The sequence below is a fragment of the Paenibacillus darwinianus genome (genome assembly GCF_000598065.1).
In the GTDB taxonomy this organism is placed as follows: Bacteria; Bacillota; Bacilli; order Paenibacillales; family Paenibacillaceae; genus Paenibacillus_I; species Paenibacillus_I darwinianus.
Window position 1 is genome coordinate 2,620 of the sequence record NZ_KK082163.1, and the last position, 25,309, is coordinate 27,928.

Sequence of the window (25,309 nt, forward strand, 5' to 3'; positions counted from 1 at the left end):
GCCTGCCACTGCAGCGGCTCCGCCGCCGCGTTCTGCGCACTGCCCTCCGCAGCCTGCCAGTCCTTCTGCATCACGGTCACAAAGCGGAGCGGCCGGCCGAACACGGCTTGCAGCACCCGTTCGATGACCTCGCGATTAGCCGGCTTCTCCGTCGTCTCCCGGTGAATCGTGTTCTTGAAGGCAAGCAGCACTTGATCGTCAACCGCCGACACCGGCTCTCCATTAATTAACCAAGCATGCACCGATACGCCGGCCTCCTTGACGCGTTGCAACGCCTCCGGCCATTGGGCGCGGATTCGTTCGAACGCTTCGCCGCCTCGCGCAGCCGCGAACGGTTCGAGCTTCACCTTGCCGATCGACGGCGAAGCGGACGGCGCGCCGCCCGGACGGGAGCCGAAAGCGGCGCCCCCCGTCCTGCCCCCTGCTCTGCCGCCGTTTCCTGCAGCGGGCGAGGCTGCGGGCATGCCGCCTGCGGCAACGCCTTCGCGCATAAGCTGCTCCAGCCGCTGCTCCAGCGTATCGATCCGCTGTTGAAGGCGGAGCACCTCCGAGGACGCGGCCGTCTCCCGCCCGCCTGCCGACGCGGCCGGTACACTCCGGGCCGCGCTATCCAGAGCGGCGCCGGGCTCAGGGATCGTGCAAATTTTCATCAAGGCGACCTCGAACAGTGTTTGCGGCTGCGCCGCATGGCGCATTTCGTTCTGATACTTGTTCAGCGTATCGATCATCTGGAACAGCCGATCCTTAGAGAACGATTCCGCCATCGCGCGGAACCGCTCCGGATCGACGATCCGTTCGGTGCCCGCATGCTGACCTGGCACAAGCTTCAGCAGCAGCAGATCCCGGAAGTAATAAATCAGGTTCTCGATGCATTTATCGGCGCTTTTGCCCGCTTGCATCAGCCCTTCCGTCAAGGCCATAATGGCCGCAACGTCGCGGTCGCGCACAGCGTTGGCAAGCTCGGCGAACTGCTCCGCGACCATGCCGCCCGTTACGTCAACCGCTTCGTCAAGCGTAATACGCCCGCCGGCGAAAGAGGCAACCTGCTCGAGCAGGCTGATCGCATCCCGCATACCCCCGTCCGACAAACGGGCGATATAAGCCAGCGCATCGTCATCCGCCGCAATGCCCTCTTCCTCGCAGATCCGGCGCAGCCTCTCAGTCTGCTCCTCCATCCCCACCTGCCGGAAATCAAAGCGCTGGCAACGGGAAATAATGGTCGCCGGCAGCTTATGCGGCTCGGTGGTCGCGAGAATGAAGATGACGTGCGCAGGCGGCTCCTCCAACGTTTTCAGCAGGGCGTTGAACGCTTCAGACGTTAACATATGAACTTCATCGATGATATAAACCTTGTAGCGGACTTCGGTCGGCGCATAACGGACTTTATCCCGGATGTCGCGGATCTCATCGATCCCCCGGTTGGAGGCGGCGTCGATCTCGACGACATCCATAATCGAGCCCGATGTGATACCCACGCATGCATCGCAAACGTTGCACGGATCCGGCGTCGGGCCTTCTAGGCAGTTAACCGCTTTCGCCAAAATTTTAGCCGCACTCGTCTTCCCCGTTCCGCGCGGTCCGTTAAACAAATACGCGTGGGAGATCCGCCTCTCGCGTATGGCGTTCTGCAAAGTCTGAACCACATGCTGCTGCCCGACCATATCCCGGAATGTCTGCGGACGCCAGGCGCGGTATAAAGCGATATGGGACACGCATACCTTTCCTTTCGTGACCCTCGGTTAGACAAAGGGTATGCTATTCTTACATTATACACAAATCGCGGCGCCAGAAAAATGACAAGTTACCCTTGCCCGCACCCGATTGGGGCCGCCAAAAACAAAAACACCTCTCGCCCCCAAGGGCACAAGGTGTTCTCAACTCTGCTATGTTGCCGTGCACCTGCCTCCGATACATGCGGTCCAAGCGACACTTTCGATCCCAGCTCGAGTCAGGCGCTCCCCCGGCACATGAACTAACCTGCTTATGGCTGCTTCCTTCCGGACCTGACCAGGTTCACAGGCGTCCATTGCGGAGGACCCGACCGTCAACACTTTTCACGAACGCCAAACCTTACAACGCATAACCTCGGACAGGAATTCAACCTCGCTGCAGCGGATTGCGAGTTACAGGGCACCGCTACCTCCCCGTCTAGCACGGTAGAAATAAGTATAGCCCATATCGAACCGCATCGCAACCGGGAGAAAAAGTTGGCACCGCCTGCCGGGCGCGCTCCTGGACACAAGACGCCAATTCGGACCGCGTCACTGGCGCGAGGTGACTTTGACCTCATACCGCGGAAAATTGGAAGCCAGTACGCTCCTGGCTTTCGCCGTTAAACGCGCGGTTTCCTCCCGGCTAAGCGCGCCGTCAACAAACAGCGTCACCTGCATAAGATTCGCGTCGAAGCGGACGCGAGATCCGCTTACGCCCCGCATCGGACGGAGCAGCTGTTTCACGAGTTCGCCGTCATTCCTATAGCTCCACGCTGAACCGGTGCGGGGCAAATTCGGATTGGCGTTCGACAAGCCCATATAACCGTCATTACCGTATGATTTCAACCGTTCTGATTCCCGCGCGCCGCAGCCGGCCAGCAGCACGGCCAGCATGAGCGCGAGCAGCGCGGGGAGCAGCACCCTGTACCATTTTCTGCGTCGTTTCAACCGCCACATCCCGAACACAATAAAAAACCTCCCTTCGCCACCTATCCATAGGATGGCTGAGGGAGGTCCTTGTATTCTGCTAATTTGCGGCAGAGGCTGTTTAGATACCGTATTTCTTTTTGAAACGATCGACGCGGCCGCCGGCATCCAGGAACTTTTGCTTACCCGTGAAGAACGGGTGACAAGCGGAGCAGATCTCGACGCGCAGGTTCGGTTTGATCGAACCGGTCTCGAAGCTGTTTCCGCAAGCGCAAGTTGCCGTGGTGACGTGGTACTTCGGATGAATACCTTGTTTCATCTCGTTCACCTCTTTCTGCCCTGAGCCTACAGGCGGGCCCAGAGTTAAAATGACACATAATCGGATTATAGCACTCAACCCCGTATGGTGCAATTCCTAATTATGACATTCTGCGAACCGGCGCCGGAGGTACGTGCGTATAGGAACCGATCACGACATCCGGCAGCTCCTGCTCGAAAATTTCAATCATCTGCTTCATGCCGTAGATCTCGCCCTGCGCTTTCGGGATAAGCTCCAGGTAGCTTTCGGGATCGATGTTCAGATTGCGCATCTGAATCAGCCGCAGACCGGTCCGCTTCGCAAAATCGATCATCGCTTCGATTTCTTCCTCGCGATCGGTAACCCCGGGGAAAATCAAATAATTGATCGACGTATACACGCCTTTGTCCGCCGCAAACCGCATCGATTTCTCCACATTTTTCAGCGTGTAGCCGCGCGGCTTGTAATAGGCGTTATAATGATCGTCCAACGCGCTGATCGTGCTGACCCGCATCAAATCCAGACCGGCTTCGACAATCGCCCGGATGTGGTCGGTTAGCCCCGCGTTGGTGTTGATGTTAATATAGCCGTTCGACGTCACGCTTCTGACCTTGCGCATGGCATCCACGATGATTTTGGCCTGCGTGGACGGCTCGCCCTCGCAGCCTTGCCCGAAGCTGATGATCGCGTCCGGATCCTGCAAATGCTCGAGCATGATCTCGGCTACCTCGTCCACGGTCGGCTTGAACTTCATGCGCGTCTGCGGCGCCGGAAAGCCGCTGTCCTCGGGCTGCTCCGAAATACAGCCGAAGCATCCCGCATTGCAGGAGAACGATACCGGCACCGCTCCCTCCCAGCGCTGCAGGAACGTATTCGAGGCCGTCAAGCACTCGTAGCCGAGCGCACAATTCGATAAATGCTGGTACAGCCGGTTCTCGGGATACTTCGACAGCAGACCGTTCACCTTGATCTCCAGCTCATCCCGGTCGCAGTTGAGCGGGTTCCAGCGCTCCGGATCGTCGCTCTTGCGGGCGGCGACATAAAAGGCGCCTTCCTTCCACACAACAGCCGAATAGCCGAACAGCGGCAGCTTCTGCGTCTTGTCCGTTTTCACGTAGCCGGGGATGCACAGCCGGGTATAGCCTTGCGGCAAAAGCGCGCCGACCGCCTGCACCTCGCCCGGCAGCGGCAGCATCTCGCCCGTACGCGGGTTCATGCCGATCGGCCGCGTATAAGGGAGCCCGACCAGCGTCGCGCCGTCCGGCAGCGGAATCAGCTCGTCGTCCATCAGCTCGACGACCATATCCGCGCTGCGTCCCAGCCCGATCCAATCCGGATGGTCAAATAAATTGCCTTGTTCATCGGCGTATACAAGATTCATGGTGTCCCTCCTCTATCGTTCCCCAGGCGGTCCCCCGCCTAAGTCGTCGACCGGACGGGGCGCCGTCCCGCGCCGCCAGATGGAGCGGAAGTGCCTGGGCGGCCGACCGGTACCGACGTGTCGAGGGAAGCCAGAAATTCCTCATTGGTTTTCGTATCGCGCAGCTTCTTGAGGAAGCCGTCGACAAATTCCGTCGAATCGTTCATGCCTTTGCGAATCGCCCATACCTTGTCGAGCGCTTCCTTCTCCAGCAGCATCTCCTCGCGGCGGGTGCCCGAGCGCCGGATATCAAGCGCCGGGAATATGCGCCGTTCCGCCAAACGGCGGTCGAGCACAAGCTCCATGTTACCGGTACCTTTAAACTCCTCATAAATGATGTCGTCCATCCGCGACCCCGTGTCGATCAGCGCGGTTGCCAGAATCGTCAGGCTGCCGCCTTCCTCGATGTTCCGGGCCGAGCCGAAAAACCGTTTCGGACGATGGAAGGCCGCCGGATCGATACCGCCGCTGAGTGTCCTGCCCGAAGGCGGAATGACAAGGTTGTACGCCCGCGCCAGCCGCGTAATGCTGTCCATCAGAATGACGACATCCTTCTTATGCTCCACTAGCCGAAGCGCACGCTCGAGCACGAGCTCCGCGACCTTAATATGGTTTTCAGGAAGCTCGTCGAACGTCGATGCGACCACCTCGCCTTTGACCGAACGCTGCATATCCGTCACTTCCTCGGGACGCTCGTCGATCAGCAGCACGAACAGCTCGATCTCGGGATGGTTCGTTGAAATGCTATGTGCGATTTCCTTCAGCAGCAGTGTCTTGCCCGCTTTTGGCGGTGCTACGATCAATCCGCGCTGGCCCAATCCGACCGGGGCGAGCACATCCATAATTCGGGTTGAAAGATTCGTCGGGGAAGTTTCGAGCACGATCTTTTTTTGTGGATAAAGAGGAGTCAGGGCGGGAAAATGGAGCCGTTCAGCCGCATGCTCCGGACTCTCCCCGTTGACCGCATTGACCTGGAGCAATCCGAAGTATCGTTCGTTCTCCTTGGGTGCCCGGCATTTGCCGGATACAAGATCGCCTGTCCGCAAATCGAATTTACGGATTTGTGAAGCGGAGATATAAATATCCTCCGTACTCGGCAGGTAGTTGATGGGACGCAGGAATCCGAAGCCTTCGGGCAGTATCTCCAGCACGCCCTGCATAAACATAAGTCCACTCTGCTCAGCCTGCGCCCGCAGGATAGCAAATATCAATTCTTTCTTCTTCAGCTGACCATAATAGGGGATCTGATATTGTTTCGCCAGTTTGTATAAGTCCGTCAGCTTCATTTCTTCCAGATCGGAGATCTGAAGATCCGCCATAGAATCACCACTTTATTTTATTTTCAACAGCATCAGCATTGCCCGATACGAACCGTTTCATGCCTGGGAGGCGGAGCCGCCGGTGTCCGGCGGCCCCTTCATGCGTTATGACTTTGCTTCGCGCCACACGTCCGCGCCGAGCATCCGCAAATTGTCTACCAAATAATCATACCCGCGATCGATGTATTCGACACCGCTCACTTCCGTTATACCGTCCTCGACCGTCAAGCCCGCCACGACAAGTGCGGCGCCTGCGCGCAGATCGGCGGCCTTCACTTTCGCGGCGTTAAGCTTGCTGCCCTCGATAATCGCAGAGCGCCCTTCGACACGAATATTGGCGCCCATGCGGACAAGCTCCGGCACATGCTTAAACCGGTTGCTGTAGACGTAGTCGGTTAGTATACTGACGCCGTTCGCTTGCGTCAGGAGACTGGTCATCGGAGATTGCATGTCGGTGGCAAAACCGGGGTAAATGAGCGCTTTGACGTCTACCGCTTCATAGGTCGGCTGTCCGACGATCCGAATCGCTTCATCCATCTCGTAAACATGCACGCCCAATTCCTGCAGCTTGGCCGTAACGGCCTCCAGATGCTTGGGAATGACGTTGTCGACGAGCATATCGCCGCGCGTAGCCGCGGCGGCTATCATGTAGGTGGCCGCTTGGATGCGGTCGGGAATGATCGAGTGACGGCAGCCGTGCATCGCATCGACGCCCTCAATCCTTATCGTATCGGTTCCGGCGCCTTTGATGCGCGCGCCCATCGCGTTCAAAAGTGTTGCTACATCTATAATTTCAGGCTCTTTTGCCGCGTTTTCGATAATTGTTGAGCCTTTGGCACGGGAGGCCGCGAGCATGATGTTAATGGTCGCGCCGACGCTGGCAACGTCCAAATAAACTTTCGCGCCGCGAAGCTCCTTGGCGAAAATACGGATCGATCCGTGATCGTTGGTAACGGTAGCCCCCAACGCTTCAAAGCCTTTAATATGCTGATCGATCGGCCGAGGCTCGAAATTGCAGCCCCCGGGAAGCCCGATCGTCGCTTCCCCGAAACGCCCAAGCATCGCACCCATCAAATAATAAGAAGCGCGCAGCAGCTTTACCTTACCGTTCGGCATCGCTTTCGAACGCAAGCCGGACGGGTCGATAACCATGGAATCCTGATTCCATGACACCCGGCCTCCAAGCTCCTCCAGTATTTCCGCATAGACGGCCACGTCGCTCAAACGCGGCAAATTATCCAGCCGCACCTCGGTCTCGGCAAGCAGCGCCGCAGGCAGAAGGGCAACCGCACTGTTCTTCGCGCCGCTGATCGTGACGGTTCCTCGCAGCGGATGTCCGCCGCGGATCATTAATTTTTCCATGTATCGCCTTTTCCTCCCATTCGGAAAAGAGCAAAAACCGCCGGCTGTTCGGCTCCGCGGCAGTGACGGCCCGCACGGGAAGTCCGTTACTTGTCGTGCCCCGGATCAAGCCGAAAGCGGCGGTTGTTGCGCATTGCTCCGGTATTACGCCTGGTTGCTGCTGCCGAACAGACGGATTTTCTCTTGCACGACCGCAACCATTGCCTTGCGGGCCGGCGTCAAGTATTTACGCGGGTCATAAACGTTATCATCCTTCGCGAGCACTTCGCGGATCGCGTTCGTGCAAGCGACCTGGTTCTCGGTGTTGACGTTGATTTTGCCTGCGCCGGCCGCGATCGATTGCTTGATCGCATCGTCCGGAACGCCGGAGCCGCCATGCAGCACGAGCGGTACCGGTATCGCTTTGGCAACCTTCTCGATAATGTCGTAGTGGATCTTAGGCTCGCCCTTGTACATGCCGTGAGCGGTACCAACGGCGATCGCCAGGCAGTCTACGCCCGTTTCCTCATAGAAACGGATCGCTTCCTCCGGCTTCGCAAGGCTCGCATGCTCTTCGTCCACACTGATGTCATCCTCAACGCCGCCGATGGTTCCGAGCTCGCCTTCCACGGAAACGCCCATTGCGTGCGCCGCTCTAACGACTTCCTTCGTCAGCTTGATATTCTCCTCCAGCGAATAGTGGGAACCGTCGAACATAACCGAGGAGAAGCCGGCGCGGATACATTTCATCGCGACTTCAAAGCTGCTGCCATGATCGAGGTGCAACGCGATCGGCAGGCCGGATTGCTTGGCTGCCGCTTCGGCGATTGCAACGGTGAACTCGATGCCCATGTACTTCAAAGCGCCTTCGCTCACGCCATAGATGAAAGGCGACTTCTCCTGCATAGCCGCTTCCACGATCGCTTGCGCGAATTCCAGATTATTCATGTTGAACTGGCCGACGGCGAACTTCTTCTCTTTGGCCTTCGGTAAAAATTCATTCATTGATACGAGTGGCATGGTTTCATCCTCCTAAGTACCTTGTGGTGCAAGCCCGAACGACTTGTCATACTGAGACATTATACCACAACCGGACAAGTTGTGGTAATGATCGAATGAACAGACAGTCCGTCTGCAGTGTGCTGCACAATGCAAAAGAAAATCGGGCCCCTTCTAGGACCCGATTGCATATATGCTGTTCGATTCTCCGCCGCGCAGCTGCATGTTGACGGCTATTCGCATCTCATCGATATCAAACGGCTTCGTGAAGTGCATCAGCGCACCCAATTCGGTGGCTTCTTTAATCATATCCAGCTCGCCGTAAGCCGTCATCATGATCACTTTAATCTCCCGGTTGATCGCTTTGACATGCTTCAGGATTTCAAGACCGTCCATTCCCGGTATCTTCATATCGAGCAGGACGAGGTCCGGCGATTCCTTCTTGACGATCTCAAGCGCGAGCTTGCCGTTCGACGCTTGGAAGGTCGCATACCCCTCGCTGCTGAACACTTCCATGAGCAGGATACGAATGCCGTTCTGGTCGTCTACGATCAATACCTTTTTGTCATCCATCGATTACCTACCTCCCACTTTGAGCGAAACCAGAAGAGCGCATCGGCCAACTCTTCGATATGGGTAACTTATTCGAGGTAGTTATCTATAATCCTGCCACTCTGGAAAAAAAGTCCTTTTCTTCTTTTATTTCGTTCGGGTCGTCCAATTACTTGCCGGCGTAGCCCAACGAAGCACGAACGAAATCGCGGAAAAGTGGCTGCGGCCGGTTCGGCCGGGACGTGAATTCCGGATGGAATTGCACGGCCAAAAACCATGGATGATCCGCCAGCTCGACCATCTCCACCAAGCGGCCGTCCGGGGAAGTACCCGATATGCGAAGGCCTGACTTCTCGATGCTCTCACGGTATTCATTATTTACCTCATACCGGTGCCGGTGACGCTCATATACCAGCTCGTCATCGTAAGCTTTCTCCGCCATGGAGCCCGGCACCAGCTTGCACGGATACAAGCCGAGGCGCATCGTCCCGCCCAAATCCTCGATATCGCGCTGCTCGGGCAGCAGATCGATGACCGGATACGGCGTAGCCGGATCGATCTCCGAGCTGTTCGCACCCGCCAATCCCGTCACGTTGCGCGCATATTCGATGACCGCGACCTGCATACCGAGGCAAATGCCGAAGAACGGCACCTTGCTCTCGCGGGCATAGCGGATTGTTGTGATTTTGCCCTCGATGCCGCGATCGCCGAAGCCGCCTGGCACGAGAATGCCGTCCACGCCCTGCAGCTTGTCCGCGACATTCTCGGACGTGACCTCCTCCGCGTTCACCCAACGCAAATTCACTTCCGCATCCGCATCGATGCCGGCATGAGCCAGCGACTCTACAATACTCAGGTACGCGTCATGCAGCGCCACGTATTTGCCGACGATGGCGATCTCGACCGTTTTGTTCAGCGACTTCACGCGCCGCACGAGATTTTCCCATTCGGTCATGTCCGGCTGCGGCGCCGTCAGCTTCAAATGGTTGACGACGATGTCGTCCAGCCCTTCCTCGCGCAGGTTAAGCGGCACCTCATACAGCGTCGACGCGTCGCGGCATTCCACGACCGCGTTCGCGTCCACATCGCAAAACTGCGCGATTTTGCGCTTCAGATCGTCGGCGAGCGGATATTCCGTCCGGCAGACGATGACGTTCGGCTGAATGCCGATGCTGCGCAGCTCCTTGACGCTGTGCTGGGTCGGCTTCGTCTTGACCTCTCCTGCCGCCTTAATGTAAGGAATCAGCGTCACGTGGATGTACATGACATTGTCGCGGCCGATGTCGCTTTTGATCTGGCGTATCGCTTCAAGGAACGGCAAGCTCTCGATATCGCCCACGGTACCGCCGATCTCCGTAATGACGATGTCCGAGCCCGCTTCCTTGCCTGCGCGGAACACGCGCTCCTTGATTTCATTCGTAATGTGCGGAATGACCTGAACGGTACCGCCCAGATACTCGCCGCGCCGTTCCTTCGTGATTACGGTCGAATAAATTTTGCCTGTGGTGACGTTGCTGTTCTTGGAGAGGTTGATATCGATGAAACGCTCGTAGTGGCCGAGGTCCAGGTCTGTTTCCGCGCCATCGTCGGTAACGAATACCTCGCCGTGCTGATATGGACTCATAGTGCCCGGATCAACGTTGATATAAGGGTCGAATTTTTGAATCGTCACCTTAAGCCCCCGGTTTTTGAGCAGCCTGCCCAATGAGGCGGCGGTAATGCCTTTGCCGAGCGATGATACGACGCCGCCGGTTACGAAAATGTATTTGGTCACGTGATGATACCCTCCAAGCTCCAGGTTAGTATATAGGATTACCCTAAGCAGAAACGGTTATCGCTCCAGTCAGGGATAGGCTCCAGGCAGTCGGCGATGTCCAAAAAAACAAAAAAAGTGACACCCGTTTCCACGGGGCACTTTTTGTTATCAAATCGCTCATTATATTTCGCTAAATCTAAAGCCCATGCAATAGTTTACTCTGTCGACCATCGACTGTCAAGGAGAACGCCATAGCTTGGTCTATCGGTCTTCCTCATCGTCCTCGTCGGCGGATTCCCCAAACTCGCCGCTCTCTTCCTCGGAATCTTCCGCGAGCTCATCGCCCTCGATCGCTTCCTCCTCGATCTCCTCGTCGTCGATCGCGACCACTTCGTCGACCTCGGCGTCCTCTTCGGATTCGGTGAAATCTTCGTGGTCCTCGTCGTACATATCGTAATCCTCTTCGTCCGCCACGTAGGTTTCTTCCTCATCGTCCGCGAACAGTTCTTCTTCGTCATCATCGTCGTCGTTGATGATGCGCGGACGCTTGGCGTTGCCGACCGGATCCTCGGACTTGTCGACGGGGTACCAGCGCTTCAGCCCCCAGACGTTGCTGCCGACGCAGGCGAAACGACCGTCAATATTGATTTCGGTATATACTTGCGCGATCACGTCGTTCAGCTGTTCGGCCGACAATCCGCGAAGCTTCGCAATCTCCATAATCAAATCCCGGTAATACATCGGGGTGTTCATCGATTTCAACGCTTCGAACGCCAAATCGACCATCGGCATCTCCCGCACCCGTTCGGGATCAAGCTTCAAGTTGATGCTCATAGGACACATCCTCTCACGCGTATCTACTTCGGCTAACCCAGCAGGCAGCAGCCGTTTTCCATCCATTATCAACCTATAGTAAACCTTATTTCCTGATAAAATGCAAGCGGCAAAGGGCGGCAAACAAAGGGCTTCCCCAAAAGCGACGCCGCGTAATCCGCTCCCTTATCGGGGACTCTGGAAGGACGTCAATTTATTCGCCCATGAAGAAAGCGAAGGGAGGCAACCCTTCGCTCTTCGACTGTATCCTTCTGAACGCACCGCCAGAAGGAGGCTTGTGCAAAAAGAGCCCGCCGGACTCTCCCTTCATCCTATGTAAACGTGCCCGGATTGACACGGCGCGCCGCCTAATTCCCGAAAAAAAGGCAGCTTGCTCACGCGGGTGAAGACGCGCCTTCATACTATAGTCCAGCATGTTGTACCCGGGAGGGAGCCAGATATGGACATCACGCGTTTTCTCCAATGGCTGCAAGTTGCCGCCGCCACCGATTCGACCGCGCCCATGAAGCGACGAATCGTTCGCTTCCAAAGCCGGAGCGATTGCCGCCGTTTCATTCAGGAATGGGCAAAGCTGGCCCACGCCCATCCGACGCTGCGGGATATCAGGCCCATGCCGCTCATACAAGCGGTCTCCTGCGAGCTTCCCGATGACTGCCCCCCCGCCCGGCTGGCCACGCACTGCATGATCGAGCCTGACATGCAAGTCGCTCTGCACGGCTCCGTTCATAAATCCGCCGAGCCTGAAAGCGGCATCCCCTGGGGAGTCCGGCAAATCAAGGCGCCCTCTGTTTGGAATATCACCACAGGTCACCGGGTCAAGGTCGGGGTAATCGATACGGGGATCGATTTCAACCATCCCGATCTGCGGCACTCCGTATCGCGCGGCATCAATCTGCTTGTTCGAAGCTTGCTGCCTTACGACGACAACGGCCATGGCACGCATATCGCCGGCACGATCGCCGCCGCGAACCGGCTGCAAGGCATGATCGGGGTCGCGCCAAGATCCGTCATTCATCCGGTAAAAGCATTCGACCTTAACGGAACCGCTTTCGTATCGGACATTATTCTCGGCATCGAATGGTGCGTGCGCCATCGCATGGACATCATCAACATGAGCTTCGGCATGAAAAAACGCAGCAAGGCGCTGCTTACCGCCGTAACGAACGCCTATAATGCCGGCGTCATCATCGTTGCCTCGTCCGGCAACGACGGGAAAAACAAAGCGATCGACTACCCCGCCCGTTTCCCGCAAACGCTGTCCGTCGGTGCCACGAACAAGCTTCGCCGCATCGCCCCGTTCAGCAACCGCGGCAGCCTGATCGACATTTACGCCCCTGGCGACAAAATCATTTCGGCATGGTTGCACGGCAACTACAATGAAATGAGCGGTACGTCGATGGCGACCTCGCACATCTCGGGAGCGATTGCCCTGCTGCTGGCCCACCGCCCAGGACTAACCCCAGCCGAGATCAAGGCGATCCTCAAGAAATCGACGCAGCCGCTGAGAGGCAGCAAAGCTCCCCGGCGCGCCGGGGAGCTTGATATCACGCGCATGATGCAAGCCGCCGACGCGCAAGCCTGACGACGGCCAGCATTACATACGCTCCGGCGCCGAGACGCCGATCAGCCGGAGCACGTTAGCGATGGCGGTCCGTACAGCGGCCAGCAGTGCGAGACGGGCAGCCGTCTGGCCCTCATCTTCCGTGATGACCCGTTCGGCCCTGTAGTAGCTGTGGAACTGCGACGCCAGCTCATACACGTACCGGATGAGCCGGTGCGGGGCGTACTGGACGGCTGCATCCGCCACCTCCTGCGGCAGCTCGCCGATTTTGCGCAGCAGATCGAATTCCATGTCGCCCGTCAGCTTGGACAAGTCCGCTCGCCCGTGATCGACCGCAACGCCTTGCTCCTCCGCCTGTCGGAAAATGCTGCAAATCCGCGCATGCGCATATTGTACATAAAAGACGGGATTCTCATTGGACGTGGAAATCGCCAGATCCATGTCGAAATCGAGATGCGAATCCATGCTCCGCATCGCGAAAAAATAGCGAATGGCGTCGACGCCGACCTCGTCCATCAGGTCCTCCATCGTCACCGCTTTGCCGGTTCGCTTGGACATTTTCACCTTCTCGCCGTCCTGGAACAGACTGACCATCTGCGCGATCAGCACGACCAGCTTGTCCGGATCGTTGCCGAGCGCCGCCATAGCCGCCTTCACGCGGGGAATGTAGCCGTGGTGGTCGGCGCCCCAAATATTGATCATCCGGTCGTAGCCCCGGTTATACTTGTCCCTGTGATAGGCGATGTCCGGTGTCAGATACGTGTAAGAGCCGTCGTTTTTGACGAGTACGCGGTTTTTGTCGTCGCCGTACTGCATCGTGGAGAGCCAGGTCGCGCCTTCTTCCTCGAACACCATCCCGCGCTCCTTCAGCGCTCCCAGCGCCTGCTCCACTTGTCCCGTCTCGTAGAGGGACGTTTCGCTGTACCAGCTGTCGAACGAGACGCGGAAGCGGCCGAGGTCGCGCTTGATTTTGTCCAGCTCGCGCTCGAGGCCGTAGGAACGGAAATAGGCAAATCGGTCTTCGTCCGGCAGGCCCAGCAGCCTGTCTCCCTCGGCATCGGCCAGCGCCCGGGCGAAGCCGACAATATCCTCGCCGTAATAGCCGTCCTCCGGCATTTCCGCTTCTAGGCCCAGCGCCTGCTTATACCGGGCCTCGATCGATTTCGCCAGATTGGCGACCTGTTTGCCGGCGTCGTTAATGTAGTATTCCCGCGTCACGTCGTAGCCGGCGAAATCGAGCACATTGCACAGCGCGTCGCCGACCGCCGCACCGCGGGCGTGGCCGAGATGCAGGCTACCGGTCGGATTGGCGCTGACGAATTCCATCTGCACGCGGGCGCCGCCCCCGATATCGATGCGGCCGTAATCCGCCCCTGCGGTCAGCGCTTCATGCACGACCGGATATAAATAGCTTTTGGCGAGCCGGAAATTAATGAAGCCCGGCCCCGCGATTTCCGCCGACTCGATCGACGCTGCGGCTTTGTCGAGATGCTCCACGATCGCTTCCGCGATCTGGCGCGGATTGCGCTTCGCCAACTTCGTGAGCTGCATGGCCGCATTGGTCGCAAGATCTCCGTGCGTCTTGTCCTTCGGCACCTCGATGACGAACGCAGGCTGCTCGTCCCGCGATACCAGTCCAGCCGCCACGACCGCGTCCGCGATCGCGTCCTTTACTTTCTGATGCAATTGTTCCAGCACATTCCCATTGCTATTGCCACTCATTCGGATTGTTCCTCCCGTAAACTCAGCTTGATCTCGAAACGGCCAGCAGATTGTCCGTTCACCTTCAATTTATAGGCCCAGCGCAGCCGCAGAGGAAAATCCCCCCCGGTCCAATCCCCCGGGTCGGCCTTCATGACCGTCGTCTTCGTCTCCAGCTCCAGATCGGCGGCCTGAGAGCGGTAACGGCCCGTCGTGACGCAGCCGGCCGCGAACGATTGCTCGCCTTCCACGGCGCCGCGCCTTACGATCCGGAGCTCGCGGCCGTCCCAGCGCACGGTCGTGCCGACATACGCAGCGGTGTCCGCCTGGTCCTCATACCGGAGATAGAAAGCGTTCGGCTTGCGGTAAAAGGTTCCCCGGTACTCATGACGCTCGGACTTGCCGCCGTCCTGACGACTTTCGAGCGTCACCCGTACAGGAACCGGATCGTTATTCATCGGCTCTCTTCCTTCCTGGGTCTAGATGTGCCGGGGAGCCTTGACGCCGAGCAGCGCGAGGCCGTTCTTGAGGACGCCCGCCACCGCGGCGGTGAGCATCAGTCGCGCATGCGTCTCTTCCCGGTCTGTCGACAGAATGCGCTCATGCCGGTAGAACCGGTTGAACTGCTTCGCCGTGTCCAGCAAATATCGGGCCAGCACCGACGGCTCGTTCTGCTCCACCGCCAGACGAATCGCGTCCGGGTAACCGGCAAGCTGCTTGAGGCATTCCCAGGCAAGGCGGCCGGACAACGCCTCCGGCGACGGCTCGTCGAACTCCTCGGTGCCGGCCATGCCTTTCTCCAGCAGGGTCACGGCGCGCGCATAAGCATATTGCACATACGGCCCAGTGTCTCCCTCGAAGCGCAGCGCATCCTCCAGCGAGAAATCGATTTCCAGCATCCGGCTGTTCCGCAGATCGCCGAACACAATCGCGCCGATGCCGACTGCCTCCGCCGCCTCCCTGCGGCTCTGAAGCGCCGGATTTTTCGCCTCGATCACCGCCTCGGCCTGACGGACCGCTTCATCCAGCACGTCGTCAAGGAACACGACCTTGCCTTTGCGGGTGGACATTTTCTTGCCGCCGAACTTCATCAGCCCGAACGCGACGTGCTCGCACCGCGCCGACCAGCCCTCCTCAAGCGCATCCAGCACGGCGAAAACCTGCTTGAAATGAAGCGCCTGCTCCGCGCCGACCACATACAGCAGCTGATCCGCGCCCATCTCCCGCGTGCGGTAGAATGCGGTCGCCAAATCGCGGGTCGCATAAATCGTTGTGCCGTCGGACTTCATAATGATGCAGGGCGGAAGCTGCAAATGATCGAGCCGCACGATCTTCGCGCCGTCGCTCTCCTCAAGCAGCCCCTGCTGCTCGAGGAGACCGATGATCGGCCCCATTTTATCGTTATAGAAGCTCTCGCCCAGCACATAATCGAACGTCACGCCGAGCCGGGAATAAACACGGTTGAATTCCTTCAGGCTGGCATCGACGAAAAAGCGCCGCAGCGCCGCAGCGTGCTCATCGCCCTGCTCCAGCTTCTGGAACCAATACCGCGCCTCATCCTCCAGCTCCGGCTCCTCTTCGGCCTCCTCATGAAACTTCACATACAGCCGCAGACTCTCCCGCATCGGATCGCATTCCAGCGTCTTGCGGTCGCCCCAGCGCGTGAAAGCGGCGATCAGCTTGCCGAATTGGGTGCCCCAGTCGCCCAGATGGTTGACCGTGACCACCTCGTACCCGGAAGCCCGGTACAGGTTCGCAAGCGCATTGCCGATCATCGTGGATCTGAGGTGCCCGACGCCGAACGGCTTCGCGATGTTGGGGGACGACATGTCGATCACCACGCGCTTGCCCCGTCCCGCTTCGGCCGTGCCGAAGCCGGGCGCCAGCACATTGTTCAGCAGGCGGACGGCCCAGGCGTTCGGCGAAAAATGCAGGTTCACATAAGCCCCGACAGCTTCCGCCCTCACCTCGCCTCCAAGATGGCTCAGCTTCTCCGCCACCTCACGGGCGACCTCGTGCGGCGAGCGATTCAACCGCTTGGCCAGCGCGAAGCAAGGAAATGCGGCGTCGCCCAGGTCCGGCTTTGGCGGCCGTTCCATGACCCTCAGAATTTCCTCGCGGTTGAGCGACACATACGGCGATAAGTAATCTGCAGCCCATTCCATCAACATGTGCATTCCTCCCTCAGTGATCCCGAAAAAGTGAAGCGAAGCTTGGTTAGCCGATTCCGATTCGATGCTCGCAATGCTGGATACCGCGGAATCTAACCCGGCCAGAGAATAACAAAAGCCCCCGTCTCAATAAAGAGACGGAGGCTGTGTCCGCGGTGCCACTCTTCTGGAACGTCCCGTCCGTGCCTGCGCTCGGGCACCGTCAAAGACGGATCGCTCCGCTTCATCGTATAACGGCCGCCGCCGGGTTCCCCTACCGGTTGCTCGTTCAGGGAACCAACTCACGGGTGCGCTTCCCGGACGGCGCCGCGCCGGCTTCCACCACCCCGGCTCGCTGCTTCGACGTTGTCGCCTCGGTACTCTCCCGATCATTGTCATTGGTCGATTTTTTCCTATTATAGTGCGAGCCGTCGGCAAAAAGCAAGCGGCATACGAACAAAAGGGCGCTGCCCCCCGTTCTCCACCGCTTGCCTGTGTGCATCCCCTTACTTCTCGGCGCTGCCTGCCAGCACAGGCAGCTTGCCGCCCTCAAGCTCTTCCGGCCGCGGGCGGTGGTGCAGGCCCCTGCCTCCGCTCTCCTGGGCCGGTGTCTCCGAGATAGCCAGCACCAGACTGGCCAAATAATTGCGGAGCTTCATAGCCGAGAACCCTCCCATTGCGCGCAACTTATTATTGCTCGTTATTACCCGCGGATGGAATCGGATGAAACAATCTTTCCTTATTTCAAGAAGCCAAGCAGCATTTCGCGAATGACCTTCGCCGCCACGATCTGGGTCTGTTCGGTAGGGTCGTATGCCGGCGCCACTTCCACGATATCGCAGCCGACTACGTTCACATTCGAGCGGGCGATCGCATGTACCGCTTCAAGCAGCTCCTTCGACAGGATGCCGCCCGCTTCCGCGGTGCCGGTGCCCGGCGCGCAGGACGGGTCGAGCACGTCGATGTCGATCGTCAGATAGACTGGCCTGCCGGCCAGCGAAGGGAGCACCTTCTTCAGCGGTTCGAGCACCTCGAACGGATAAAAATTGATGTGCTCGCGCGCATACGCCCATTCCTCGCGGGAGCCGGAGCGGATGCCGAACTGGTAAATATGCTGGCCGCCCATCAACTCGGCCGCTTTGCGCAGCGGCGTCGAATGGGAAAGCGCCTCGCCCTCGTAATTCTCGCGCAGATCGGCGTGGGCGTCGAAATGGATGATCGCCAGATCCGGATACTTCGCATACACCTCGCGAAAAATCGGCCACGAGACCAGATGCTCGCCGCCGATGCCAACCGGCATTTTGCCGTCGTTCAGCACGCCGCGCACGAATTCCCCGATGATATCGAGACTGCGGGCGGCATTGCCGAACGGCAGCAGCAGATCGCCCGCGTCGAAATACGCGATATCCTCCAGGCTGCGGTCCAGATATGGGCTGTATTCTTCGAGTCCGATCGACACCTCGCGCACGCGGGGCGGCCCGAAGCGCGAACCGGGCCGGAACGAAACCGTGAAGTCCATCGGCATGCCGTAGATGACCGCCTTGGACGCCTCGTAATCATCGGAGCTCAGAATGAACACGTTGCCGGAATATTTTTGATCAAGTCGCATGAGGCGGGTCCTCGCTTTCTGATTGTGCCAAAGCCTTTATTTCACCAGATCCTCGACGAACTTCGGCAGCACGAATGCCGCTTTATGAAGGCGCGGGGAATAGTATTTCGTGTCGATCTCCGGAATCGACGCCTCGTCGACCTGGAGCGGATCGTACTTTTTGCTGCCCATCGTGAACGTCCACAGGCCGCTCGGATAGGTCGGCACGTTAGCCCAGTAGTTGCGCACGATCGGGAACACTTCCTTCACGTCGCGGTTTACGTCCCGAATGAGGTCCGCCTTGAACCACGGGTTGTCCGTCTGCGCAACAAACATGCCGTCTTCTTTCAATGCATCGTAAATGCCCTGGTAGAAACCGCGCGTGAACAGGTTGACCGCCGGCCCGACCGGCTCGGTCGAGTCGACCATGATGACGTCGTATTCATTCTTATGCTCATGGATATGCATGAACCCGTCGTTCACGTGCACCTCCACGCGGGGGTTGTCCAATTCGCCGGCGATTTGCGGCAAATATTTTTTCGAGTACTCGATAACCTTGCCGTCAATGTCGACGAGCACGGCTGTTTTCACCTTCGGGTGTTTCATGATTTCGCGGATGACGCCGCCGTCGCCGCCGCCGACCACGAGCACGCGCTCCGGATTCGGGTGCGTGAACAGCGCGGGATGCGCCACCATTTCATGATAAACGAATTCGTCCTTATCGGTCGTCATGACCATGCCGTCGAGCAGAAGCATCGTGCCCCACTCTTCGGTCTCCACCATCGCCAAATCTTGGAAATCCGTCTGCTCGCGCACATACGTTTCTTTCAGCTTCATCGTAATGCCGTAGCTTTCGGTCTGTTTTTCGGTAAACCAAATGTCCGTCATGGGCCGATCCCTTCTTCCTGTGCAGAGTTCACCCTGTATTATAGTGAAACGGTTGGACTAAATCAATTATGGCCTGGCACCGTGTGTACAACGCCATTCAAGCGCCGCATCCGCTTGTTCATTGTCGTATTCGCGAAAAATTTGCCGGCGCGGGCGGATGTGTGAATATCCGACTCTTTCGTTTTCCATACTAAGGAAAAAGAACGATTTGCGCGAAGGAGCGGCATACGAAATGGCAAACCCCGGCGGACGGCAGGATGAGCGAAAAAAGAAGCTGCGCAACGAGCGGCTGCGGCGGGAAAACCGATTGGCGCTAATGGCCCGCGCACAGCGCTGGCTGAAGCTGGCCGGCCTCGGGGCGGCTCTGTTCGTCGCGCTGCTGCTCGGCGGCCTCCTGTATTTGCGCTCGCAGGCGCTCCCCGCCGCCACCGTCAGCCAGACTTCACAGCTGCTGGACATCCGGGGCAATGTAATCGATACGTTCCATACCGGCGAGAACCGCAGCTCCGTGCCGCTGTCTGAAATATCGCCGTATGCGGTGCAAGCCACGCTCGCCATCGAGGACAAGCGGTTTTACAAGCATTTCGGCTTCGACATGCGGGGCATGGCGAGAGCGGTGCTTGTCAATGTGGAGAGCCTGTCGAAACGCCAGGGGGCGAGCACCTTGACGCAGCAACTGGCGCGCAATTTGTATTTAACGCATGCGCGGACATGGACGCGCAAGCTGCGGGAAGCGGCCTATACGGCCAAGCTGGAAATGAGCTACAGCAAGGACGAGATTCTGACGCTGTATATGAACCAAATCTACTACGGCCACGGCGCGTACGGTATTGAAGCGGCGGCGCAGCGGTATTTCGGCAAAAAGGCGGCGGAGCTGTCCCTGGCCGAAGGCGCTATGCTGGCCGGCGTGCCGAAGGGCCCCAAATATTATTCACCCTATCTAAATATGAAGAACGCCAAAGACCGGCAGCGCATCATTCTGAATGAAATGGCGGCCGGGGGCGTCATTACGAAGGCGGAGGCGGACGCAGCGTTCCAGGAGGTGCTGGCGTTCAAGCCGGCCAGCGGCGGCGATATGGGCGGCTTCGCCCCTTTTTTCCGCGATTATGTCCGGCAGGTCGCCATCGAGCGGATCGGGATCGAGGAGCTGCTGCTGAATGAGGGCGGCATCCGCATCTACACGACGCTCGATCCGGAGGCCCAACGCGCGGCAGAAGCCGCCATCCGGGACGGTTTCCCGTCGGATAGCGAACAGCAGGCGGCGCTCATCGCCGTCGACCCCCGTACCGGCTACATTAAGGCAATGGTCGGGGGTCGCGATTACAAGGCGAATCAGTATAACCGGGTATTCGCGAAGACGCGGCAGCCGGGCTCCTCCTTCAAGCCGGTCGTTTATCTGACCGCGCTCGAGAGCGGCGGCATGACGCCTTTGACGAAGTTCAAGAGCGAGCCGACGGTGTTCACTTACGACGAAGGCCGGAAAACGTATGAGCCGCGGAATTACAACGATAAATATGCGAACGAGGAAATCGACATGCGGCAGGCGATCGCAAGCTCGGACAACATCTATGCCGTCAACACCGTCATGGCGGCCGGGCCCGACAAAGTCATCGAGATGGCGAGGCGGCTGGGTATTGAAAGCCCGATGAAGCCGGTGCCATCTCTGGCGCTCGGGACATTCCCGGTCAGCCCGTTCGAGATGGCGTCGGCTTTCGGCACGATCGCCAACGCGGGCGTGCGCGCGGAGCCTACGGCGATTGTGCGGATCGAGGACCGGAACGGCCGCATCCTCTATGAAGCGGAACGTTCGGAGAAAAGGGTCGTCGATGCCGCGCATGCGTATGTGCTCACCCGGCTCATGCAGAGCGTATTCGAGCCGGGAGGCACCGCGAGCCGGGTGGCTGCGATGATCAAGCGGCCGGTCGCCGGCAAAACGGGCACGACCGCGAACGATGCCTGGCTGGTCGGCTATACCCCCGAGCTCGCCGTTGCGGTGTGGGTCGGCTACGACAAGAATCGAAGCATAACGCCAGTGGAAGCCCATCGGGCGGCGCCGATTTTCGCCGGCTTTATGGATCAGGCGCTGGCTGCGGTTCCGCCGAAGCTGTTTCCGATGCCGGAGGGCGTCATCTCCTTGTTCGTCGACCCCGGCACCGGCAAGGCAGCCGCAGCCTCTTGCCCGAACCGCCGGCTGGAGACATTCGTCGCCGGCACCGAGCCGACGGAGATCTGCGGCGAACACGACGATGCCGCGGACGGCGAAGCGCGGGACGGGGCGGCAGCCCGTGAGCGCGAGTCGTGGTGGGCAGACCTGAAGCGTTGGTGGCAGCGGTAAGAGGAGGGGCCGGTCCGTTCTGCNTTCTGCGGACCGGCCCCTCCTCTTACCGCCACCCCGCTTTCGTCTTCGCCCTTTCCCGCTCCAGATCGGCTATTGCGGCCAGCCCCGCTTCAGCCGCACCCAACCCAAAAAGCTGTCCCCCGGCCGACACGACCTTGGGACAGCTTTTCTATGCCGGTTTGCGCCAATACGTCTCCTTTTATTACCCGCCGAGCCCCGCCTTCAAATCCTCGGGCGAACGCTCCCACCATTCGGCGTTATGCTCCATGAGCAGCTTGCGCAGCGCCGCCTTCTCCCGCTCCTCAAGACCGTCCAGGATAAACCGCCGCTTCAATGCGTAATCGAGCTTGTTGACGTGATCCGCGAGAATTTTCCACCCGCGCCGCGCCTCCGGATCGACGAGCATCTCGCAGGCCGTCGCGCCCGCGTAATACTGGCCTTCCTCGCTGCGGTCGACCGCCACCCACACGATCCAGCACTTGCGTCCGTTCGGAACGTCCTCCTTGTTCGGACTGAACTTGATGCCGCGCTCCACCTTGCTCTTCGCATGCATCGCTCCGATATCGATATACGCCTCATCCCCGTCTAGGATGACGGACGATACGTTGTTCAGATCGATCGTGCCTGCGCCGAAGCCCTTATGCTCCTTATTGCTGACAACGTTGAACGCAAGGCTTCGTTTTTCCTTTTTCTCCGGGGTGCCCCCCTGTCCCTGCTGCTCCACCCGCTTCACCCCTTCCTATCGTTTCGCCGCCCGCGCGAGCTGCCCTCCACCCCGGAAGACCGGCCCGCCGAAGGCGGAAAATGTCCGCAAAGCCGCGCCGTGACAAGGCGCTTCCGCCCGACGCAGATTAATTCCATTTTAGCTAATAATCCGCGAAAAGCAAACATATACATGCTCTAGAAGCTTGTCAACGGGAGGAATCGGTCCATGAATCCACGCGCTTTCCTACGCATGGCGCTGCTGCTTGCGGCCGCCGCGCTGCTTATCGCGACGCTCCGGCAAGGCTTCGGCAGCGACGCCTGGCTGTCCAAGTATACGATCGCCCCCGCTCCGAATAACCCATCGAAGCCCGGCGCCCGTCCTTCCCAAACACCGGCGCAGCCGCCGAGGCAGGAGATGGAAACCGTTCAGAAGCCGAAACCGGTCGTGCTCAGCAAGCGGGTGACGGAATACCACATTGGAGTCCAGTTGCTCGAACAGGAGAAAAAACTGGCGGGCGAGCAGACCGTCACCTGGCGAAACCCCGGCAAGCAGCCGGTACCCGAGCTTTTTTTCAACCTCTACCCGAACGCCTTCGAGAGCAAAAAAACGACCTTCATGCGCGAGTCGGGCGGCAAGCTTCGGGAGGATCGGGCGACCGAGGCAAGCGTCGGCTCCATGCGGATTCTATCCGTCACGACGGAGGATGGCGGCAGTCTGCTGCCCCGTCTTCAGTATGTGAGTCCGGACGACGGCAATGCGGACGACCGTACACTGGCCAGGCTGCGCCTCCCGGACGCCGTCCCGCCGGGCGGCAGCGTCACCCTGCGCATGACGTTCGAGGTTGCGCTGCCCGCCGTGTTCGCGCGGATGGGCTATGCCGGCGAGTTCGTCATGGCCGGACAATGGTTTCCGAAGCTCGCCGTGTATGAACCCGCCGGCACCCGCGGACGCAATACGGAGGGCTGGAACGTTCACCAATACCACGGCAACTCCGAATTTTACAGCGATTTCAGCATTTACAATGTCCGCATCCAGGTTCCCGAACGTTATAAGGTAGCGGCAACCGGCTTCCCCGCGAAGCCGTCCGCCACTGCGGAAGGCAGCACAATCTACCAGTACTACGCCGATGATGTGATCGATTTCGCCTGGGCCGCGTCGCCTGATTTTATCGAATACGAGGAGCCCTTCTCCGCTCCGGGCGTGCCGGGCGTGCGCATCAAGCTATATCTCGACCCGCTTCATGCCAATCTGAAAGAACGGTACATGCATGCCGCCAAGTCGGCGCTCGCCAAATATGCGCAATGGTATGGCGAGTACCCATACTCCACGCTTTCGATCGTCGTTCCGCCAAAGGGCGGCAACGGCGCCGGGGGCATGGAATATCCGACGCTCGTGACGGCCTTCGCGGCCGAGGACGACAACCCCGGCTTCAGCCTTGAGCGGACGGTCGTACATGAGATCGGCCACCAATATTGGTATGGAATGGTCGCCTCGAACGAGTTCGAGGAGGCGTGGCTCGACGAAGGGTTTACCTCCTACGCGGAGGACAAAGTGATGGAGACCGTGTATGGGCTTGTCCCCAATCTGCCGGTCGAATCAAGTTATATGACCGATCCCGCGCCGCTTAAGCAGCTATCCTGGTCCTATCGCGGCAGCGACCAATACGCGGAGAACGTCTACATGCGCGCCAAACTCGTCCTGCTCGGCATCGAACGCCAGGTCGGCGACCAGACGATGCGGAAAGTTTTGCGGACCTATTTCCAGAAGTACAAATTCAAACACCCCTCCACCGCCGATTTCCAGCAGGTCGTCGAGCAGGTAACGCGCACCGACTGGGACCGTTATTTCCGGGCATTCGTCTATGGCAGCCAAATGTCCGACATCAAGGTCGAATCGATCCGGGTCACCCCGATCCGCAAGGAGGACGGCCAGCGGGTGTACGAGTCCGTTGTAAAAGTCAGGCGGAACGGGGGAAGCCTGGGCGCCGTCGCGGTCGTGTTGCAGTTCGCGGACGGCACGATGATGCCCCGGATCTGGGACGGCAAAGGAACGGAAATCCAGTTTAAAATCACGCACGTCCAGCCGCTCGCCTGGGCCGTCGTCGATCCGAAGAGAACCAATGTGCTGGACAACAAGGGCATTAACAACTTCATGAAGGCAGAGCTGCCGGCCACGCAGCGAAATCGTTGGAGCATAGGCGTGGTGAAGACGATTGAATTGCTGTTCAGCCGGATCGGCTGGTAAAGGAGGCGAAGGCGGTAATGAAAATCCATATGAAAAACGGCTGGAGGCTGACGGTTAAACATTTTCCGGTCATCTCGATCCTGTTCCTGTATCAGCTGCTGTGGGGCTTCTTTCTGTACCGGTCCGTCGAATCGATTGTCGTGCCGCTGCTGAAGCGCTACCCCGACGCATTGTCGACCGATGGCGCGGTACAGCTCTTTCTGGTGGAGGCGCAATTTCAACTAACCAAAACCGACCTGATCGTCCCTTATTTATGGATGCTCGCCGCCATGCTGGCCGCCCGCATGCTCGTGACGCCGCTCATCAACGCGGGCTTGCTGTATTCGCTGCGGAGCGTGGCCGACGGGGGCGGCACGAATTTCGTGGCCGGCATCCGCGCCGCCTGGCGTCCCGTGACGCTGGTGTATGCGGTAGAGCAGTTGCTCGTCTGGACGCCCCTGCTTTATTTGATACCGCTTGCCCGCCGGGCGCTGTCCGAGAGCGGCAGTTGGCCGGAGGTGGGCGCAGCGCTTCTCCCCCATCTTGCCGGCTGGTTGCTCTTATGCGCGGTCGTGCGTATACTGTCGCTGGGCGTGCAGTTCGGGCTTGTTGCGGGCCAGGGAACGCTGTGCTCGCTGGCAGCCGCCCTTCGCGCCTTTCTGCCGGTTGCCGCCGCGACGGCCGCCATGTGGGCGCTGGCAGCCGCGATCGGACTTGCCTCTGCGGCCGTGTCATTATTTTGGGCCGGGCTGTTCGCGCTCATTTTGCATCAGGGGCATTACTTCGTGCGCACCTGGCTCAAGGTATGGACATGTTCCGTTCAGTTCGAGGCCTGGCGAGCCAAACGGGTTTAAACCATGTGCTCGGCTTCGCCGAGGCGAGCGAACGGACGGCAACCGAATGGTCTGGAATATTTTGTATAATAATGGCGAATATTATAATTAGCAGCTTTACTTTTATAAATCTATTTAGGGCTTGCTGAACGACGTAAAAACG

The 25,309-nt window shown here is 58.9% G+C and carries 20 protein-coding genes, 1 other RNA gene and 1 pseudogene; 4 read left to right on the forward strand and 18 right to left on the reverse strand.

The genetic code is table 11. From position 1 onward, the window contains the following. The 11 genes and pseudogenes from dnaX to rpoE all read right to left on the reverse strand — a co-directional run. Positions 1–1,712, reverse strand: a pseudogene (gene dnaX, locus BG52_RS08810) (DNA polymerase III subunit gamma/tau); the annotation flags it as partial. Positions 1,713–1,891: 179 nt separating this feature from the next. Beyond that, positions 1,892–2,157, reverse strand: an RNA gene (gene ffs / locus BG52_RS15395) — signal recognition particle sRNA large type. Positions 2,158–2,261: 104 nt separating this feature from the next. Continuing rightward, positions 2,262–2,678 (reverse strand): hypothetical protein, encoded by a 417-nt coding sequence (locus tag BG52_RS08815; RefSeq protein ID WP_036584656.1) that lies wholly within the window; start codon positions 2,676–2,678, stop codon positions 2,262–2,264. Positions 2,679–2,760: 82 nt separating this feature from the next. After that, on the reverse strand, positions 2,761–2,958 hold the full coding sequence (rpmE, locus tag BG52_RS08820) for a 50S ribosomal protein L31 (protein ID WP_036584659.1): 198 nt from the start codon (positions 2,956–2,958) through the stop codon (positions 2,761–2,763). A gap of 100 nt (positions 2,959–3,058) precedes the next feature. Further along, positions 3,059–4,318, reverse strand: a complete 1,260-nt coding sequence (locus BG52_RS08825) for a radical SAM family protein (RefSeq protein WP_036584661.1) — start codon at positions 4,316–4,318, stop codon at positions 3,059–3,061. Between the two features lie 38 nt (positions 4,319–4,356). After that, complete coding sequence (rho, locus tag BG52_RS08830; protein WP_036584664.1) at positions 4,357–5,676, reverse strand: transcription termination factor Rho; 1,320 nt, start codon at positions 5,674–5,676, stop codon at positions 4,357–4,359. A 105-nt stretch (positions 5,677–5,781) separates the two neighbouring features. Beyond that, the gene (locus tag BG52_RS08835) at positions 5,782–7,038 is read right to left on the reverse strand and encodes a UDP-N-acetylglucosamine 1-carboxyvinyltransferase (RefSeq protein ID WP_036584667.1); all 1,257 of its coding nucleotides are present in this window, start codon (positions 7,036–7,038) and stop codon (positions 5,782–5,784) included. Between the two features lie 144 nt (positions 7,039–7,182). Continuing rightward, entirely contained in the window at positions 7,183–8,037 is an 855-nt protein-coding gene (fba, locus tag BG52_RS08840; protein ID WP_036584669.1) for a class II fructose-1,6-bisphosphate aldolase, read from the reverse strand. Between the two features lie 153 nt (positions 8,038–8,190). Then, the gene (locus tag BG52_RS08845; RefSeq protein WP_036584671.1) at positions 8,191–8,589 is read right to left on the reverse strand and encodes a response regulator; all 399 of its coding nucleotides are present in this window, start codon (positions 8,587–8,589) and stop codon (positions 8,191–8,193) included. A gap of 148 nt (positions 8,590–8,737) precedes the next feature. Continuing rightward, positions 8,738–10,342 (reverse strand): CTP synthase, encoded by a 1,605-nt coding sequence (locus BG52_RS08850; RefSeq protein WP_036584673.1) that lies wholly within the window; start codon positions 10,340–10,342, stop codon positions 8,738–8,740. Positions 10,343–10,585: 243 nt separating this feature from the next. Beyond that, complete coding sequence (rpoE, locus tag BG52_RS08855; protein ID WP_036584675.1) at positions 10,586–11,158, reverse strand: DNA-directed RNA polymerase subunit delta; 573 nt, start codon at positions 11,156–11,158, stop codon at positions 10,586–10,588. 439 nt (positions 11,159–11,597) lie between these two features. Between rpoE and BG52_RS08860 the strand changes: the two genes are divergently transcribed. Continuing rightward, positions 11,598–12,740 carry a S8 family peptidase gene (locus BG52_RS08860; RefSeq protein ID WP_036584678.1) on the forward strand — a complete coding sequence of 381 codons (1,143 nt, stop codon included), beginning with the start codon at positions 11,598–11,600 and terminating at the stop codon, positions 12,738–12,740. A 12-nt stretch (positions 12,741–12,752) separates the two neighbouring features. Here the strand turns inward: BG52_RS08860 and argS (BG52_RS08865) are convergent, their stop codons facing one another. From argS (BG52_RS08865) to speE, 6 genes are all read right to left on the reverse strand, one after another. Beyond that, entirely contained in the window at positions 12,753–14,441 is a 1,689-nt protein-coding gene (argS, locus tag BG52_RS08865; RefSeq protein WP_036584680.1) for an arginine--tRNA ligase, read from the reverse strand. Then, positions 14,438–14,878 carry a YwiB family protein gene (locus BG52_RS08870; RefSeq protein WP_036584683.1) on the reverse strand — a complete coding sequence of 147 codons (441 nt, stop codon included), beginning with the start codon at positions 14,876–14,878 and terminating at the stop codon, positions 14,438–14,440. The genes argS (BG52_RS08865) and BG52_RS08870 overlap by 4 nt, the downstream gene beginning before the upstream one ends. Positions 14,879–14,899: 21 nt before the next feature. Then, positions 14,900–16,591: an arginine--tRNA ligase gene (gene argS, locus BG52_RS08875; RefSeq protein WP_036584686.1), complete on the reverse strand. Its 1,692-nt coding sequence runs from the start codon at positions 16,589–16,591 to the stop codon at positions 14,900–14,902. Positions 16,592–17,076: 485 nt separating this feature from the next. Further along, the gene (locus tag BG52_RS16085; protein ID WP_190287510.1) at positions 17,077–17,229 is read right to left on the reverse strand and encodes a hypothetical protein; all 153 of its coding nucleotides are present in this window, start codon (positions 17,227–17,229) and stop codon (positions 17,077–17,079) included. A gap of 80 nt (positions 17,230–17,309) precedes the next feature. Beyond that, positions 17,310–18,179: an agmatinase gene (speB, locus tag BG52_RS08880; RefSeq protein WP_036584688.1), complete on the reverse strand. Its 870-nt coding sequence runs from the start codon at positions 18,177–18,179 to the stop codon at positions 17,310–17,312. A gap of 36 nt (positions 18,180–18,215) precedes the next feature. Beyond that, entirely contained in the window at positions 18,216–19,046 is an 831-nt protein-coding gene (gene speE / locus BG52_RS08885; protein ID WP_036584691.1) for a polyamine aminopropyltransferase, read from the reverse strand. Positions 19,047–19,278: 232 nt separating this feature from the next. Between speE and BG52_RS08890 the strand changes: the two genes are divergently transcribed. Next, positions 19,279–21,381 (forward strand): transglycosylase domain-containing protein, encoded by a 2,103-nt coding sequence (locus BG52_RS08890; RefSeq protein WP_036667129.1) that lies wholly within the window; start codon positions 19,279–19,281, stop codon positions 21,379–21,381. Between the two features lie 205 nt (positions 21,382–21,586). On the opposite strand, the gene BG52_RS08895 is transcribed toward BG52_RS08890, so the two are convergent. After that, positions 21,587–22,108, reverse strand: a complete 522-nt coding sequence (locus tag BG52_RS08895; protein WP_036586193.1) for a YwhD family protein — start codon at positions 22,106–22,108, stop codon at positions 21,587–21,589. Between the two features lie 207 nt (positions 22,109–22,315). On the opposite strand from BG52_RS08895, the gene BG52_RS08900 reads away from it, so the two are divergent. Together BG52_RS08900 and BG52_RS08905 are read left to right on the forward strand one after the other, a co-directional pair. Further along, a complete protein-coding gene (locus tag BG52_RS08900) occupies positions 22,316–24,334 on the forward strand; it encodes a M1 family metallopeptidase (RefSeq protein ID WP_036586192.1) in 2,019 nt (672 codons plus the stop codon). A 17-nt stretch (positions 24,335–24,351) separates the two neighbouring features. Then, complete coding sequence (locus BG52_RS08905; protein WP_036586191.1) at positions 24,352–25,167, forward strand: hypothetical protein; 816 nt, start codon at positions 24,352–24,354, stop codon at positions 25,165–25,167. Positions 25,168–25,309: the final 142 nt, after the last annotated feature.

What these genes read in the sequence shown, in the direction of transcription:
- speE (WP_036584691.1), bottom strand. Translation starts at nt 19,046, where the DNA reads ATGACGGACATTTGGTTTACCGAAAAACAGACCGAAAGCTACGGCATT.
- BG52_RS08890 (WP_036667129.1), top strand. Translation starts at nt 19,279, where the DNA reads ATGGCAAACCCCGGCGGACGGCAGGATGAGCGAAAAAAGAAGCTGCGC.
- BG52_RS08835 (WP_036584667.1), bottom strand. Translation starts at nt 7,038, where the DNA reads ATGGAAAAATTAATGATCCGCGGCGGACATCCGCTGCGAGGAACCGTC.
- BG52_RS08905 (WP_036586191.1), top strand. Translation starts at nt 24,352, where the DNA reads ATGAAAATCCATATGAAAAACGGCTGGAGGCTGACGGTTAAACATTTT.
- argS (WP_036584680.1), bottom strand. Translation starts at nt 14,441, where the DNA reads ATGAGTGGCAATAGCAATGGGAATGTGCTGGAACAATTGCATCAGAAA.
- fba (WP_036584669.1), bottom strand. Translation starts at nt 8,037, where the DNA reads ATGCCACTCGTATCAATGAATGAATTTTTACCGAAGGCCAAAGAGAAG.
- BG52_RS08900 (WP_036586192.1), top strand. Translation starts at nt 22,316, where the DNA reads ATGAATCCACGCGCTTTCCTACGCATGGCGCTGCTGCTTGCGGCCGCC.
- rho (WP_036584664.1), bottom strand. Translation starts at nt 5,676, where the DNA reads ATGGCGGATCTTCAGATCTCCGATCTGGAAGAAATGAAGCTGACGGAC.
- BG52_RS08825 (WP_036584661.1), bottom strand. Translation starts at nt 4,318, where the DNA reads ATGAATCTTGTATACGCCGATGAACAAGGCAATTTATTTGACCATCCG.
- rpmE (WP_036584659.1), bottom strand. Translation starts at nt 2,958, where the DNA reads ATGAAACAAGGTATTCATCCGAAGTACCACGTCACCACGGCAACTTGC.
- speB (WP_036584688.1), bottom strand. Translation starts at nt 18,179, where the DNA reads ATGCGACTTGATCAAAAATATTCCGGCAACGTGTTCATTCTGAGCTCC.
- argS (WP_036584686.1), bottom strand. Translation starts at nt 16,591, where the DNA reads ATGTTGATGGAATGGGCTGCAGATTACTTATCGCCGTATGTGTCGCTC.
- rpoE (WP_036584675.1), bottom strand. Translation starts at nt 11,158, where the DNA reads ATGAGCATCAACTTGAAGCTTGATCCCGAACGGGTGCGGGAGATGCCG.
- BG52_RS16085 (WP_190287510.1), bottom strand. Translation starts at nt 17,229, where the DNA reads ATGAAGCTCCGCAATTATTTGGCCAGTCTGGTGCTGGCTATCTCGGAG.
- BG52_RS08845 (WP_036584671.1), bottom strand. Translation starts at nt 8,589, where the DNA reads ATGGATGACAAAAAGGTATTGATCGTAGACGACCAGAACGGCATTCGT.
- BG52_RS08870 (WP_036584683.1), bottom strand. Translation starts at nt 14,878, where the DNA reads ATGAATAACGATCCGGTTCCTGTACGGGTGACGCTCGAAAGTCGTCAG.
- BG52_RS08860 (WP_036584678.1), top strand. Translation starts at nt 11,598, where the DNA reads ATGGACATCACGCGTTTTCTCCAATGGCTGCAAGTTGCCGCCGCCACC.